Raw genomic sequence first — 13,741 nt, forward strand, 5'->3', positions numbered from 1 at the left:
CAAGAACGCGGTTTGGTTTTCCGCCTGGTCGGCGGCGATTTGATAAGGTGTGACGCTTCCTCATGGACATTGGAATAAGCATTCTGGTCACGTTTGTCCTCATTCTTGTCAACGGGTATTTCTCCGCCTCCGAGATGGCGCTCGTCAATGCCCGCAAGGTTGTTCTTCAGAAGGAAGCAGAGGAGGGTTCGAAAAAAGCCGCGCGAGCGCTTGACCTCGCGGCCGATTCCGATCGCTTCCTCGCCACCATTCAGGTCGCCATTACGCTCGTCGGGTTTTTTGCCTCCGCGGCCGCCGCTACGAACCTCTCGGAGCCTCTTTCCCAGTGGCTTTCCTCGTTCGGCGTCGAATGGCTGGCGCTTGTGGCGCCTGGCCTTGCCCCCGTGCTGATCACTTTGATCGTGTCGTATTTCAGCATTGTGATAGGAGAGCTTGTCCCCAAGCGCATTGCGCTTTCCTCCGCCGAGTCGGTTTCGAAGGCCGTCGCCGGCCCGCTCTCTATTTTCCAGAAGATATTCAGCCCCATCGTTCGATTCACGGCCGCTTCGGCCGACCTGCTGGCGCGCATCATGCGCGTTAAAAGCGCAGACGATCGACAGGATGTCTCGGAAGAGGAGATTCGCTATATCGTCGCCGACAACGAAGAGCTCGACGATGACGAAAAGCGCATGATTCACGAGGTTCTGGACCTGGGAGATTCTACGGCGGGCGAGGTCATGACCCCGCGCGTCGATATGATCATGGTTGAAGACTCCGAAACGGTGAAGCAGGCTATCGACCGCATGCGCGGCACGGGCTACTCGCGTCTTCCGGTGTTTCACGAAGATCAAGACGACGTCATCGGCATTGTTCGCTATAAAGACCTCATCAACCCTCTGCTTGACGACCGAGAGACGGATGCGGTTGTCGATTACCTTGCCGATGTGGACTTTGTGCCCGAAAGCAAGGACCTGCTTCCGCTGCTCAACGAAATGCAAACGAATCGTCAACAGATGGCCATTGTCGTCGACGAATACGGTGGAACCGCTGGTTTAATTACCATCGAAGACATCGTTGAGGAAATCGTCGGCGAAATCATAGACGAAACGGACTTCGGCGAAAACGAGCATATCACCCAGCTGTCCGACCACGAATGGGTTATTGCCGGGTCGTGCCCTTCCGATGAGGCGAAAGAGCTTGGCTTGCCTGTCGAAGAGAGCGAATCGTACGAAACGATCGCCGGATGGCTCATGAACACGTTCGATTGCGTTCCTCAGCTCGGCGACGAGTTCGTCATCGGCGGCTACGGTTTCAAGGTGCAGCAGATGAGGCGTCGCCGTGTGTCTCAAATACGGGTCAAGCGCCTCGAAGAGGCCAGCCCCGAAGCTCAAAAGAACGAGGATGCCAAGGAGTAGCAACGCAGCGAATGCGATAAGGAGGGCCCGTATGGCCGAGGCGAAGAAGCTCCAACGCTCTGGCGACGAGGCCATTGCCGGCGTGTGCGCTGGGATAGCCGATCGCTTCGACGTGGATCCTCTCGTCGTTCGCATTCTTGCCGTTCTTTTCGCCATTGTGACGTTTGGGCTTGTGCTGCCGGTGTATGCGGTTATTTGGCTTGTCATACCCAAGCGCCTTGACGCGTCTATTCCTATAGAGTGCGCTGCCTATGTTTCTGCCGAGTCGGAAGGCTGCGCGTCTTCCGACTCGCGCGTGCGCTCTCGAGCTCGCTCGCGTGGTGCGGCTCCTGTTCCTCCTGTCGGGTTTTCGCTCGATGAGGGGCGCGTGGTGGAGGATTCCGTGGCACAGCCTGCGGAAAAGCCCGAAGATTGTCCCTGCGAAATGGTAGGCATGACGGGCTGGTCTCGCTTCTGTGTGTGGATCGGCTCTGTCATCTTGGCCCTTGAGGTCGTGGTGGTTTTCGACATTGTGGTCGAAGGCGTTATGTGGTGGCAGTTGTGGCCTCTGACGTTCACCGTTGCCGGTTTCGTGCTTATGCTTGTTCCATCCAGCCGCGGGTCACGGACCCGGCGATTTTCGGCGGGGCTTTCGATCGCGTCCGTGAGCGTTGTGGCCTTGCTTATGACAACGGGGCTTATTGCCTGGCAATCGGCCATCGTTGCCGTGGACGAGCTGTGGCCCGTGCTGCTTGTAATTGCGGGTTTGCTTTTGATGAGGATGTCGCTTCACAACGACACATTCGATCTTGTCATTGCGTTGGTTATCGTGGTGGTGTGCCTGGCGGTGGTGTTCCTTTTTGCTGTTCCAGGTCCGTTGGAGCGCGCGGTTATCAATACGCCGCTCGGCGTTCGCGTATACGATGTCAATCCCTGGGCCTAGGAGGCGCTGATGGCGGACAGTCAGAAAAACTCGCGTCATCCGCGGATGGCGGTCGTTCTCGGCGTCGTGCTCATCGTACTCGGCGTATTCAATTTGGCGGGAAACGTTTTCCCCGGCGATATATGGTTTCGCCTCGGGCAGATTATGCGTGCTCTTTGGGGAATTATATGGCCGAGCGCGTTCGTTGTCGCGGGCGTGTATCTGGTATGGGCTTCTAGGCGTGGGAAGCTGGCCGGCTTCACCTCGTCAAGGCCGAGGGGCCCGTTCCGCCGTAGCCTGGAGGATCGCCGGTTTTTGGGAGTATGCGGTGGCATAGCATATTACTTCGGCGTTGACTCTACGGTCGTTCGCATCATCGCGGTGATCCTTCTTGTCATTGCGGCCCCGACGGTCTTGCTTGCATACGCGGTTATAGCGATAGTTGTTCCTTACGCGTAGAATCGTTGTCGCGGCAACAAGGCTCAGGTCTCGAGAGCCCTGCGTGCCCATGCGTTTTCTCAAGGGCACACGTGCGGTTGCGCGATGCATGCTTTCGTTAGGCTGCGGTCGGTGGGCGGCCCTTTAAGGGCGACGAGCGGATTGCTCGGGGGTAATTCAAAAAATCGCTACAGAGCATGTTCTATTCGTCAAAACGCCTGTTCAAGGTGTTGTCTTGGTATTGTTGCGCCTCTTATTCGGTCGGTAGGTCTTCTCCAGGCCTGCGCTTATCGAGTACAATAGCGGAGTTTTTCGCAAGCGCGGGATGCGTTCACGTATTGCCTGCGCCTTGTCCGCTTGGGTCGAAACGACCGCTGATTATTGGAGGCTTGTTGGCACAGAAGACGGCACATACCCTGTCTCGCAGCGCGATTGTCGCGCTGGTCGTTTGCTGCGCCGTCATTGCGGTTGTTGCTGTGTCGGTCTTTGCTCTGACTCCCGCAATTGCTTCCTACGATGTTGATTCGGACACGATTGGCATTGGCGTGCAGAAAAACACCGTCTCCCAGGACGACAAGGCCGAACCGTCGGAGCGAATAGAAACGTCTTCTGCCAACACGTCGTCGGCCTCTTCTTCCGCTGCTCGTTCTATTACGGTGAAAGACCCCGATCCCGTCATCGTTCTTTCCGGCTATGACGTAACCAATGAAAACACGGTCGCAGCGGCCCTTGCGCTGGGCACGATGGACCCGCTTCCTACCGCGCCTCACATTCTTCCCGACGAAAGCGACGGGTGGACTCTCGGATCTGCTTCGGCATATAGCTATGCGGACAACGACGACGGCAAGGGCAATTTCGGAACCGACGCGACGGCTTCTGGCGTCCCTCTTACATGGGACGGCTTGACGGTTGCCGTGCCGGAGTCGCAGTCGCACCTTCTGGGGCACCCTGTGGCCATCCGCTATGGTGAGACGATCATCGTTGCAACGGTGACCGATACCGGAGGCTTCGCCGGCTATGGCAGGGCGATTGATCTTGCCCCGGGCTGCTGGAGGCTCTTTGGGGTGTCGGATGTTCACGATTGGGGCGTTCGAGACGTATACTATAAATTCCTATAAAGATCGGGTTTACCAAGATGCGCATTTCGCGCATCTTTTGTTTCGGGAAGGTGCGATATGGCTAACATCATTATTGTCGGATGCGGCCGTGTTGGCTCGGAGCTTGCAACGTTGCTTTCTCAGAATGATGGCAACGTGTGCGTCGTCGATCGCAACGCCGAAGCGTTTTCTAATCTGAGCAGAAATTTCAACGGGACAACGTTGCAAGGTCTCGGATTCGATGAAGATGTGCTGATTCGCGCCGGCGTCGAAGAGGCAGATGTTGTTGCGGCGGTTACCCAGTCGGACAATTCCAACCTTATGGTGGTAGAGGTTGCCCGGCGAATCTTCCATGTCCCTCATGTTATCGCCCGCCTGTACAATCCTGCGCGCGAACGCGCGTACATGCAGCTTGGTCTTGACTACGTATGCGGCACCTCCCTTGTCGCCGAGGAGCTTTTTTCCAAGATTCTTTCCGGCCACGGCAGCCATCTGGATACGTTCGGGGATTTCGAGATTCTCCGTTTTTCCCTCGATCTGTCGGTCGTAGGAATGAAGTTCGCGCGTGTTTCGGAGCTCGAACGCAGCCATGGCATTCGTATTGTTGCCTTCGAGCGCCGCGATGGTAGCGCGAGTTCCATTCCTACGAAAGATAGCGTCCTGTATCACGGCGATAGCGTTTTGGCCTGCGTGCGCCATGATTTGCTCGGTTCGTTTTCGAAATACATGCAGATGTAACATACAGCGGGTACACTTTGTTCTGGCGTAGACGTTGTGGCGGGAGGCAAGCGCGCTTCGAGCGTCGTTTTTCGCTTTGGCGCGGGCTTTTGCTCGCATGCGCTGTTCGATGGCGACCGCGTTCGGTTGAGTTTGGTAAACGGCCTATTCGTAGGAGGAAGCAGTGTACATCGTAATCATGGGAGGCGGTAAGGTAGGAAGCTACCTTGCGGGTGTCTTGCTCGACCAGCGCCACGAGGTTGCTGTGCTCGAGGCGAACCGCGCGCAGGCTGACCGCCTGTCCATAGAGCTGCAGGGTCAGTACCTCATCATCAATGGCGACGGGTGCGACTCCGACTTTCAGGAGGACGCGGGAATCAGGAATGCTGACGTGTTCGTTGCCGCAACGGGGCGTGACGACGATAATCTGGTTGCATGCGAGATTGCAACTCGCGTGTTCAACGTTCCGCGATGCATCGCTCGTGTGAACAATCCCAAAAACCGCCGTATTTTCCGCGAGGTGGGAATCGAGAGCGTTTCTTCCACCATGCTTATCGCAAACATGATTGAGGAAGAGGCGCTTTTGGGAAGTGTGGGCGTCGTGTCGGCCCTCTCACGCGGCGACATTGTCCTCATCGAGCTGGGAATTCCTTCTCGCATGAAGCATTTCGACCCAGAGGCGGGCGTTCCTGCCTACATGATAGCCCTGCCGGAGGGCGCTCTTCTTGCTGCAATCGACCGTCGTGAAGACGGCGATGCCGAGATCGCCTCGGTCGATGCCGTTCTTTATCCCGGAGACAAGGCTGTTGTTGTCGCAGAACATGATGTCGTCGACGACGTTCGAGCCCTTTTCGCTAATCTGTAAGTCTGCTTATCACGGAAGGTGGAGAAATGATTCCTCGTTATACTCGTCCCGCCATGGGGAAGATATGGGAGCCGGAAAACAAGTTTGCTATCTGGAAAGAGATAGAGATTCTGGCGTGCGAGGCTCAGGCCGAGCTTGGCCAATGCGGCATAACCAAAGAAGAGGCCGCTTGGATTCGCCGCCACGCCGATTTCAAGGTCGAGCGCATTGACGAAATCGAGTCGGTTACGAATCACGATGTCATCGCGTTTTTGACATGCATGGCGGAATATATCGATGCCGAGATTCCCGAAGAGGAGGAGAAGCCGAGCCGTTGGGTCCACTACGGTATGACTTCGTCCGACTTGGGCGATACGGCTCTTTCGTATCAGGTTACCCAGGCTATTGATGTCATTCTTGAGGACGTTAAAGCGCTCGGCGAGACTTGCAAGCGCCGCGCGTTCGAGTTCGAAGACACGCTCTGCGTCGGCAGAACGCACGGTATCCATGCCGAGCCTATGACGTTCGGCATGAAATTCGGCAGCTGGGCATGGGCTCTCAAGCGTGCGCAGGACCGTCTGCTGCAGGCGCGTGAGGTTGCAGCGACGGGGGCCATATCCGGCGCCGTGGGCACGTATTCGAGCATCGATCCTTTCGTCGAGCAGTACGTGTGCGAGAAGATGGGGCTCGCCGCAGATCCCCTTTCTACTCAGGTGCTTGCCCGCGATCGCCATGCTCAGGTGCTTTCCGCCCTTGCCGTGACCGCCTCTACGCTCGAAAGCATTGCTCTTCAGGTGCGTCTCATGCAGGAAAGCGACGTCATCGAAGCCGAGGAGCCTTTCAAAAAGGGCCAGAAGGGCAGCTCTGCCATGCCTCATAAGCGCAACCCCATCACGGCCGAGCGCGTATGCGGCCTTGCCCGTGTAGTGAAGGCGAACGCCCAGGTAGGGTTTGATAATGTCGCCTTGTGGTTCGAGCGTGACATTTCTCATTCGGGCGCGGAACGAGTCGTTCTTGCGGACAGCTTCACGGCGCTCGACTACATGTTCGGCAAGATGCAGTGGATGCTTGACGGCTTGCAGCTGTATCCCGAGAGAATGATTCATAATATCAACCGTACGCGCGGCCTGATTTACTCGTCCAAGGTTCTTCTTGCCCTGGTAGATACGGGCATTACGCGTGAGGATGCATATGTGATTGTGCAGCGCAACGCCATGGCCGTATGGAGCGATATCCAGAATGCGGTTGACGGCCCGACGTACCGAGAGCGTCTCGAGGCCGATTCTGAAGCTAATCTTTCGAAGGAGACGCTTGACGAAATCTTCGACCCCTGGGCATTCCTTGGGCGCAAGGGCGAGGTATTCCGCAGGCTCAAGGAGCTTGAATTCTAATCACGAGGCAAAGGCGGCATAGCGTTTCGAACGTATTCGTGTTATCGCTGCTGAGCCGTGTTTTCTTCGACATATCTGACATTTAAAGCCGGGTCTCGCACATTGTGCGGGCCCGGTTTTTTGCGCTATCGATTTTTGCTCACATGCGCGTAGCCGCGCCAAGGCAGCTGTTTGTTTTTTGTACCGCGGGGATGCCTCCATTCGTTAGTATTAAATAAAAGTTAATACTCAAGAATATAAATACCTAAATAAGAGTTAAAAGAGAGAAAAATTATTAACAAATTCCTAATACTAAGTGGAAAACTCTTTGGCCAAAAGTATCAGGGCCTAAAGCCCACTGCTTGGCTCGACTGACCCGCTGCGGCCTTGCGTAGTCGAAAAGCGTTGTATGTGAGAAGGAGGCTGGAGACTGGGCGGAAAGTTGAATCCGCAGGGCTCGAACGGGGTTCGCAAGCATGGCGGGAGACGATAGAGCCGGAGACTGCGACTCGTGGTCAAAAAGGACGCATTAGGAGAAAGGGAGAAACCGTTCGCATTGAAATACATACCGTTTATCGGCCGCAAGCATCATATAAGAGAGTTAAAAGCCCCATTGCATTGGAGAACCGTTGGTTTTGAGCTGCAAATTGTCTCCCTATAGACCCATTTTGACCACGGCCGTCGTCTGGCGCGTTTGAGGTTCTCCAAATGCGCCTCTTTTGACCACGAGAGGAGCTCGGCCTTTGCATGCCAGGGTATGCTAAGGCTGTGCATTTTCAGGCGCGGAGTATGCGAGGGCTTACGCGTCTCGGACGCAGGGCACGCTAGGGCCTGCGTCCTCGAACGCAGGGCATGCTAAGACTAGGTTCCTCAGGCACAGGGCGTACTAAGATTAAGCGCCCTCAGACGCAGGCTGCGCTAAAGGCTACGCCTTCCAGACGCGCACGAGCGTATGGGCGTCGTCGTCCGAGGGCATGCCAAGGTAGGTGACGATGACATCGTGGGTGCCCGTGGACGCAAGGAAATCTCCGTAGTCGTCGCATCCGTCGGGGCATGGCAGGGTAAAGTAGGTTCGTGCGGCAAAGTCTATTCCGCTGACCGTACGGGTTGATTTGACCATGAAATAGGAGCCGGACCATGCGGGGGCCGCGGTGGGATTTCGGTCGAAGCAGAACCATTCCGACCCGCTTGAACCACCGCGATCGATAGGGGCAAACGTTCCGATTCCGCTGAGTCCTCCCTGATTTTGATAGGAAGCGTCGAACGAGAACGTGAACCGTCCATTCACATATCCCGCATCAAGGGGCTTCATGGGGGTGGGCAGCGTGAGTTCGTCTTTCTTCGATCCGCTATCGGCATCAAGAAGCGTCATCTGGTAATACACGCCTGTCGTGTCAACGCGGGGCGTTATGACCACTTCGTCTCCGGTGGAATAGGGTGCGGTTCCCATGCGCCCCTTCGACCGCCAGTCTTCGCGGACATCGGACGATCCGAATGAGGCCGATTTCAGAAGAGAGTCTTCGGCGCTTGCGTTGCCCGAAGACGCGGGCACGACCTGCCAAAAGGCTCGATTGCCGGCGGTGCACAGATAGGGTATTTCATAATCCGATGTTCCGGTTTCCACCAGCACGGGAGACCCGATTGACGTTCCCGAAGCGCTTGCCTGGTAGATGCGCCATTCGCCCGAGAGGCAGTTTGCTTCGGTCCAAACGACGCCATGTTCGTTGCAGCGTATATCGCAGATATCGAACCCTCGTTCGGTGCTGACGGGCGCCTCCAGGATGGTGGTAAGCGTTCCATCCGATAGATTGAGGATGGCTCCTTGGCAGAGGGGGTCTGCCCCTTCGGTGGGAAGAAGGCACGCGGCGCAAGAGTCTGAATTCGCCCAGACCAAAGACCCGTAAGGAAGCTTGTATTCGCCGGACAGAGCCAGCGGCGCATCGCCCTCAATGGCGGAAAGCGCACCTTCGTCGCTCAAAGAGACGACGGCGTCTTCCGACACTTCGAGCGTTGCGACCGTGCTGCTCGCTTCTTTTGCTGTTGTGGCCACTTGCGCTCCGGCACCTATGGCGAAAAGCGCACCTATTCCCGCTGCACCGACGATGAGCTGTCGGCGCGTGAGCGTGGTGTGCTTGCCTTCGGGCAGGGGAATGCGGACTTGTTCGTTGAGGGCGTTTGGCGCCTGCCTCATTTTCGGACGTGAGGCATTGGCCGCGCGCGCGGTTGCGGCGTGGCTGGCTTTGAAAGCTGCGCTCGAGGCGCCTTTCGCCAACGGGCCGAGGCCTACGCTTGCGGGACGCGTATCTCGAACGCGTCCGCCCCGCCCGCCTGCGGTATGTCTCGACGCCCTGCTTGAGGAAATGCCGACAGAAGCCCTGCGTGCGCGCGAGGGCGAGGAGCCTCCGACGGGGCGCGCCGTCCTTACATGAGGAGAGCGCGTGGAGGGCGTACGTCGTGGTGTTGGTTTTCTTTCAGCCATAGACGCTTATTGTGTCATTTTGTTACCAGGAAGCGTCTATGGCATTGCGAATCGTTACAATAAACGCAAACCGGGCTTGGCAAAGTCTAAGACAAAAGCCAAGGGACGCCCCCGAGACTGTATGAGGAGTGCTAATTATGAGTAATGAAACTCGTCGCATCCTACTTGTAGAAGACGAAAAGGCCATTCGCGATGCTGTCGCTGGCTTTCTTGAGCGTGACAACTATTGGGTTACCGCCGTCGGCGACGGTCAGGAAGCCTTGGAAGAATTCGGTAGGCATCATTTCGACCTGGTCGTTTTGGACCTCATGCTTCCGCGCGTTCCGGGCGAGAACGTATGCCGCGCGATTCGCGACAACTCCGACGTACCCATCATTATGCTGACTGCGAAGGGCGATGTGGGAGACCGTATCATCGGCCTCGAGCTCGGCGCCGACGACTACCTCGTCAAGCCGTTTTCTCCTCGCGAGCTGGTTGCGCGCGTGCGCGCTCTTCTGCGCCGCGCTCATGTGGATTCCGAGCCTCAGCGCGAAGTGCTTGAATTCGGCGAGCTGACCATCGACGTTTCCGGCCATAAAGTCCTGGTCAACGGCGAAGAGGTTGATCTTACTGCGAGCGAGTTCAAGCTGCTCACCACGTTGTCCCGCTACCCCGGCCATGTGTATACGCGCATGGAGCTTGTGGAGAAGGTCCTCGGCTATGACTTCGAGGGCTATGAGCGCACCATCGACTCTCACGTTAAGAATCTGCGCGCCAAGATCGGCGACAACCCTCGCAATCCGAAATGGCTGCACACAGTTCACGGCGTCGGATATCGCTTCGAAGATCCCACGAAGCAGCAGGGATAATTCCATATTAGAATTGGGCACGGCAAGGCCCGGCTCTTTGGGCCGGGCCTTGTTTGATGATGCCGCATATCGCGAGGAGGTGGCGTCTGCGCCATGGTGTCTTCGTCCGAGAAACCCAGCAAAGAGCATAAGGGCGCGTTCGCGCGCGTTCGTGACAGAATATTCGAGTGTTCGTACACAACGCGTGTCACGTGCACATTCGCGCTCGTGGCCATGATGACCGTCGTCGTGGCTATGGGCGTGCTTTCGTATGTATGGGAGCAGCATTTCCAGGCGTATACGAGAGAGAACGTTCAAGAGCTTGCGGATGCAACGGCGAAAAGCGTTGCGAGCCTCTACGAAGCGAATCACGAAACCGCTATAGAGGAAATCCGCGAAGCGGGGGGAGGAACGTATCCGGCAATAGGGATTGACGATGTCCAGCCTGCTCAATCGGCACATGCACTGCAGCCCGGCATGGGTATTCAGGTTTCAAGCATGCAGACGGGCCAGGTTGTCTACGACTCGTCCCTTCCTAATAGCGGGTCATCTGACGGTTTTGGCCCCAATATTCTTAACGAAGAATCCTTTGCCCCGAACGGCAACGACAAAATGGCTACGTCGTCTATCGTCTTGAGCAACGGCAAAGTTGTCGGATCGGTCCATATGTGGGTTTACGGCTCGGAGGTTCTTCTTTCGAAAGCCGACCAGACGTTCAGAAACCAGAGTTACCAGGCCATGGCCTTCGCTGCCGTACTTTCGGTTTTGCTTGCGTCGTGCATAGGCTTCTTGTTCGCGCGCGGTCTGGTGGACCCCATCAACCGCATGACGCGCACTGCTGCGGCCATCAAAGAAGGAGACCTGTCGGCGCGTACGAATCTCGAAGGCGATGACGAAATCGCCGAATTGGGAAAGACGTTCGACGCCATGGCGGAAAGCGTCGAGAAGAATCAGCAGCTCGAGCGCAGGCTCACGATGGATGTGGCCCATGAATTGCGCACGCCGCTTATGGCGATCCAGTCCACGGTCGAGGCCATCGTCGACGGCGTGTTCGAGCCGGACGAGGAACGCCTCGGCACTATCAACCTCGAAGTGAGGAGGTTGGGAAGGCTAGTCGATGCTCTTCTGCGCCTTTCGCGCCTTGAGAGCCGCTCTACTCCCATGAACGAAGAGGTCATCAACGTCGGTGAGCTCATCAGGCCCTTGGCCCTCTCCCACGAGGCGTTCGTCAACGATGCCGGCCTCACTCTCGAGTTCGACGCCGAAGACGAGGTCATGGTGTATGGCGATCGCGATATGCTCAGGCAGGCCACGGCTAACCTCATCTCGAATGCGGTGCGCTACACCCCTGCTCCTGGAAAGATTACGGTCAAGGTCCGCAAGGGCGACATCATGGCTTCCATTTCGGTGAAGGATACGGGCATCGGCCTTTCGCCCGAGGAATGCAAAATGGTCTTCAACCGATTCTGGCGTGCTGAAGAAAGCCGCCAGCGTCAAAGCGGCGGTCTTGGCGTCGGCCTGGCTGTCGTCAAGGAAATCGTCGATCGTCACGGAGGCTGGATTCAGGTCGAGGGCAAGAAAGGCGAAGGCGCCTGTTTCACCATCCATATTCCTTTGTACGACTTTGAGCGCATCAAGGCGCAGAAGGAGAAGGAGCAGAAAGGCAAGGGGCAGGGCCATAGGCAAAAAGGCCGCAGGTAGCGCGCGAACCGCATCTCTCTGCGGCTTGAGGGCAGCTCGTATTGCGGCGATTCGTCTGCGTGGCGCGCAAAGGCCTGCGATATGCGCGGTTGTTGCAGGTTACAGCGGCTAAACGGCGGGTCTTAAGACTTGCGATGCGCTGCTTGCTTTGGCATTATTCCTTGTTACGAAAAAAAATGCGCTTAAGCGCCTGGAAAGGACGAATCCCAAGTGTCTCAACGTAATCCGATGAACGACCGCTATCAAAGCGAGGTCAAGGGCCAAACCAAAAAGTCCGCTGCGTCCGCAAAGCCCAAGAGCAAAGCCGCCGCGAGCGTCTACATCAAGCCGAGCGGCCACACCCCTCAGGAGAAGAAGGCCATCAAGAAGCAGCAGCGCGCAAAACAGGCCGAGCTCGACCGCATGTTCTACAATCCCCCTACCGAACGCTATAAAAAACTGCGTCGCATCTGGTGGTTTTGCCTGATCGCCGCCATTGTGCTGACGGTGCTCGGCATGGTCTTGCCGAATTTGCTCCCTGGAGTGGTTTGGGCTTCGTGGGGTTGCATCATCCCCGCGTACGCGTTCATCATCGCAGCCGTCTGGCTCGACTTCTCCAAGATTCGCAAGGTTCGTCGCGAATACCAGATGGAAATGATGAAGAAGCACCCAAAGCAGGTGAAAGAGCACCTCGTCACCAACGCGAACAACCAGCGTGCTGCCGAGAAGGAAGCGGCTCGAGAAGAAAAGAAGAAGACGCGTTCGAAGCGCTTCTTCGGCAAGAAGGAAGAAGAGCCGCAGGTTTCCACCGAAGAGGCTCAGAAACAGGCCGAAGAAGAGGCGGCGAAAGTGAAAGAGCGCGAGGATGCCTCCAAGCCCATTGCCCAGCTGAAGGCCGAGCGCGAAGCGGCGAAAAAAGCAGATCAGGCGAAATAGCGCCTATCGAAACGTTTGAGAACGACCCCGAAGCTGAATGCTCGGGGTCGTTTGCTGTTCTCCTTTGAAGCGCGTCATCTGCTATACTGCGCATTCGCGAGGTGCATCGTTGGGCCCTGTGCTTCGCTTGCTTATTCGTTGCCCATAGCCCGTGCGGTTTTTTCCGCGCGCGGAACAAAGGAGAATCACATGGAAAAAGCTGCCGTTAAAGGCGCGTCTTCGGCGCGCACGTCTTACGTTGCTGAGGCGGGCATGATCGCTGCCGTGTATGCGGCGTGCACGCTCGCTGCACTCGTGCTCTTGCAGGGTCTTGCATGGGGGCCGGTTCAGTTCCGCATTTCCGAGGCGCTTGTCGTTCTTGCCGTCTTGACCCCCGCCGCCGTTCCGGGACTTACCATCGGATGCATCGTGGCGAATGTTGCCAACATGGTTATTGCAGGCACGGGCGCGCTCGGCTTGCTCGACGTGGTGTTCGGCTCGCTCGCTACGTTGGTCGGAGCGTTGTGGTGCCGTAAATTCGCCTCGCGTCCGGCAATTGCGCTGCTGGGTCCGGTAATCGCCAATGCCGTCATCGTCCCTGCTTACCTCCCCATCCTCCTGCAGGGTCTGGGCTTCTACACCATTCCCTTCACGACGATCAGCCTGGACGGCGCATACATTCCTATGTATCTGTTCGGCCTTGTCGCTACGGGCGTAGGTGAGGCGGTCGTGGTCTATGCTCTGGGCATGCCGCTCCTGAAAGCTCTTGGCAAGGCGAACATTTTCAAGAATCTTTCTTAGGAATCAGCCTCCCGACGGATTTGGCCATCTTTTCAAGGACTCTGTTTCTTGACGGGTTAAGCGCCTCCTCGAAGGCTGCGCCCTTTGACGAGTCCGAAAATAGCCCCTTGATTTTGCCCGCGCTCCCCAACGGCGCGGGTTTTTTGTGTCCGAAGTCGTCGAGGGCCTTCGAACCATGGCCTTTCCTGGGCATCGTGAATTCCAAGACGGCATCGCAGGCGCTTGGGCGAATTTGCGGGCAAACGGTTGCCGCGCAAGGCAGTGTGCTCTTCGTCTGT

The 13,741-nt window shown here is 56.9% G+C and carries 12 protein-coding genes; 11 read left to right on the plus strand and 1 reads right to left on the minus strand.

Translation table 11 applies throughout. The features are described 5' to 3' along the window. Positions 1-62: 62 nt before the first annotated feature. The 7 genes from HMPREF9451_RS08385 (at position 63) to purB (ending at position 6,782) form a co-directional block, all read left to right on the plus strand. A complete protein-coding gene (locus tag HMPREF9451_RS08385; RefSeq protein ID WP_009139862.1) occupies positions 63-1,394 on the plus strand; it encodes a hemolysin family protein in 1,332 nt (443 codons plus the stop codon). Between the two features lie 31 nt (positions 1,395-1,425). Beyond that, positions 1,426-2,316 (plus strand): PspC domain-containing protein, encoded by an 891-nt coding sequence (locus HMPREF9451_RS09745; protein ID WP_009139863.1) that lies wholly within the window; start codon positions 1,426-1,428, stop codon positions 2,314-2,316. A 9-nt stretch (positions 2,317-2,325) separates the two neighbouring features. Then, a complete protein-coding gene (locus HMPREF9451_RS08395; protein ID WP_009139864.1) occupies positions 2,326-2,754 on the plus strand; it encodes a PspC domain-containing protein in 429 nt (142 codons plus the stop codon). 371 nt (positions 2,755-3,125) lie between these two features. After that, a complete protein-coding gene (locus HMPREF9451_RS08400) occupies positions 3,126-3,851 on the plus strand; it encodes a hypothetical protein (RefSeq protein ID WP_009139865.1) in 726 nt (241 codons plus the stop codon). A gap of 57 nt (positions 3,852-3,908) precedes the next feature. After that, the gene (locus HMPREF9451_RS08405; RefSeq protein ID WP_009139866.1) at positions 3,909-4,568 is read left to right on the plus strand and encodes a potassium channel family protein; all 660 of its coding nucleotides are present in this window, start codon (positions 3,909-3,911) and stop codon (positions 4,566-4,568) included. 163 nt (positions 4,569-4,731) lie between these two features. After that, complete coding sequence (locus tag HMPREF9451_RS08410; RefSeq protein ID WP_009139867.1) at positions 4,732-5,412, plus strand: potassium channel family protein; 681 nt, start codon at positions 4,732-4,734, stop codon at positions 5,410-5,412. A gap of 26 nt (positions 5,413-5,438) precedes the next feature. After that, the gene (purB, locus tag HMPREF9451_RS08415) at positions 5,439-6,782 is read left to right on the plus strand and encodes an adenylosuccinate lyase (protein ID WP_009139868.1); all 1,344 of its coding nucleotides are present in this window, start codon (positions 5,439-5,441) and stop codon (positions 6,780-6,782) included. Positions 6,783-7,686: 904 nt separating this feature from the next. Here the strand turns inward: purB and HMPREF9451_RS08420 are convergent. Next, positions 7,687-8,952, minus strand: a complete 1,266-nt coding sequence (locus tag HMPREF9451_RS08420; protein WP_232204113.1) for a hypothetical protein — start codon at positions 8,950-8,952, stop codon at positions 7,687-7,689. A 425-nt stretch (positions 8,953-9,377) separates the two neighbouring features. On the opposite strand from HMPREF9451_RS08420, the gene HMPREF9451_RS08425 reads away from it, so the two are divergent. The 4 genes from HMPREF9451_RS08425 (at position 9,378) to HMPREF9451_RS08440 (ending at position 13,463) form a co-directional block, all read left to right on the plus strand. Next, positions 9,378-10,088: a response regulator transcription factor gene (locus tag HMPREF9451_RS08425; protein WP_009139870.1), complete on the plus strand. Its 711-nt coding sequence runs from the start codon at positions 9,378-9,380 to the stop codon at positions 10,086-10,088. A gap of 93 nt (positions 10,089-10,181) precedes the next feature. Next, positions 10,182-11,768 (plus strand): sensor histidine kinase, encoded by a 1,587-nt coding sequence (locus HMPREF9451_RS08430; RefSeq protein ID WP_009139871.1) that lies wholly within the window; start codon positions 10,182-10,184, stop codon positions 11,766-11,768. A gap of 210 nt (positions 11,769-11,978) precedes the next feature. Continuing rightward, positions 11,979-12,683, plus strand: coding sequence for a DUF805 domain-containing protein (locus tag HMPREF9451_RS08435; protein ID WP_009139872.1), 705 nt, complete (start codon positions 11,979-11,981; stop codon positions 12,681-12,683). Between the two features lie 189 nt (positions 12,684-12,872). Continuing rightward, positions 12,873-13,463 carry a QueT transporter family protein gene (locus HMPREF9451_RS08440; RefSeq protein WP_009139873.1) on the plus strand — a complete coding sequence of 197 codons (591 nt, stop codon included), beginning with the start codon at positions 12,873-12,875 and terminating at the stop codon, positions 13,461-13,463. Positions 13,464-13,741 lie beyond the last annotated feature (278 nt).

The organism is Slackia piriformis YIT 12062 (assembly GCF_000296445.1).
GTDB classification, from domain to species: Bacteria; Actinomycetota; Coriobacteriia; order Coriobacteriales; family Eggerthellaceae; genus Slackia; species Slackia piriformis.

What these genes read in the sequence shown, in the direction of transcription:
- HMPREF9451_RS09745 (WP_009139863.1), top strand. Translation starts at nt 1,426, where the DNA reads ATGGCCGAGGCGAAGAAGCTCCAACGCTCTGGCGACGAGGCCATTGCC.
- HMPREF9451_RS08440 (WP_009139873.1), top strand. Translation starts at nt 12,873, where the DNA reads ATGGAAAAAGCTGCCGTTAAAGGCGCGTCTTCGGCGCGCACGTCTTAC.
- HMPREF9451_RS08425 (WP_009139870.1), top strand. Translation starts at nt 9,378, where the DNA reads ATGAGTAATGAAACTCGTCGCATCCTACTTGTAGAAGACGAAAAGGCC.
- HMPREF9451_RS08420 (WP_232204113.1), bottom strand. Translation starts at nt 8,952, where the DNA reads ATGAGGCAGGCGCCAAACGCCCTCAACGAACAAGTCCGCATTCCCCTG.
- HMPREF9451_RS08395 (WP_009139864.1), top strand. Translation starts at nt 2,326, where the DNA reads ATGGCGGACAGTCAGAAAAACTCGCGTCATCCGCGGATGGCGGTCGTT.
- HMPREF9451_RS08385 (WP_009139862.1), top strand. Translation starts at nt 63, where the DNA reads ATGGACATTGGAATAAGCATTCTGGTCACGTTTGTCCTCATTCTTGTC.
- purB (WP_009139868.1), top strand. Translation starts at nt 5,439, where the DNA reads ATGATTCCTCGTTATACTCGTCCCGCCATGGGGAAGATATGGGAGCCG.
- HMPREF9451_RS08430 (WP_009139871.1), top strand. Translation starts at nt 10,182, where the DNA reads ATGGTGTCTTCGTCCGAGAAACCCAGCAAAGAGCATAAGGGCGCGTTC.
- HMPREF9451_RS08405 (WP_009139866.1), top strand. Translation starts at nt 3,909, where the DNA reads ATGGCTAACATCATTATTGTCGGATGCGGCCGTGTTGGCTCGGAGCTT.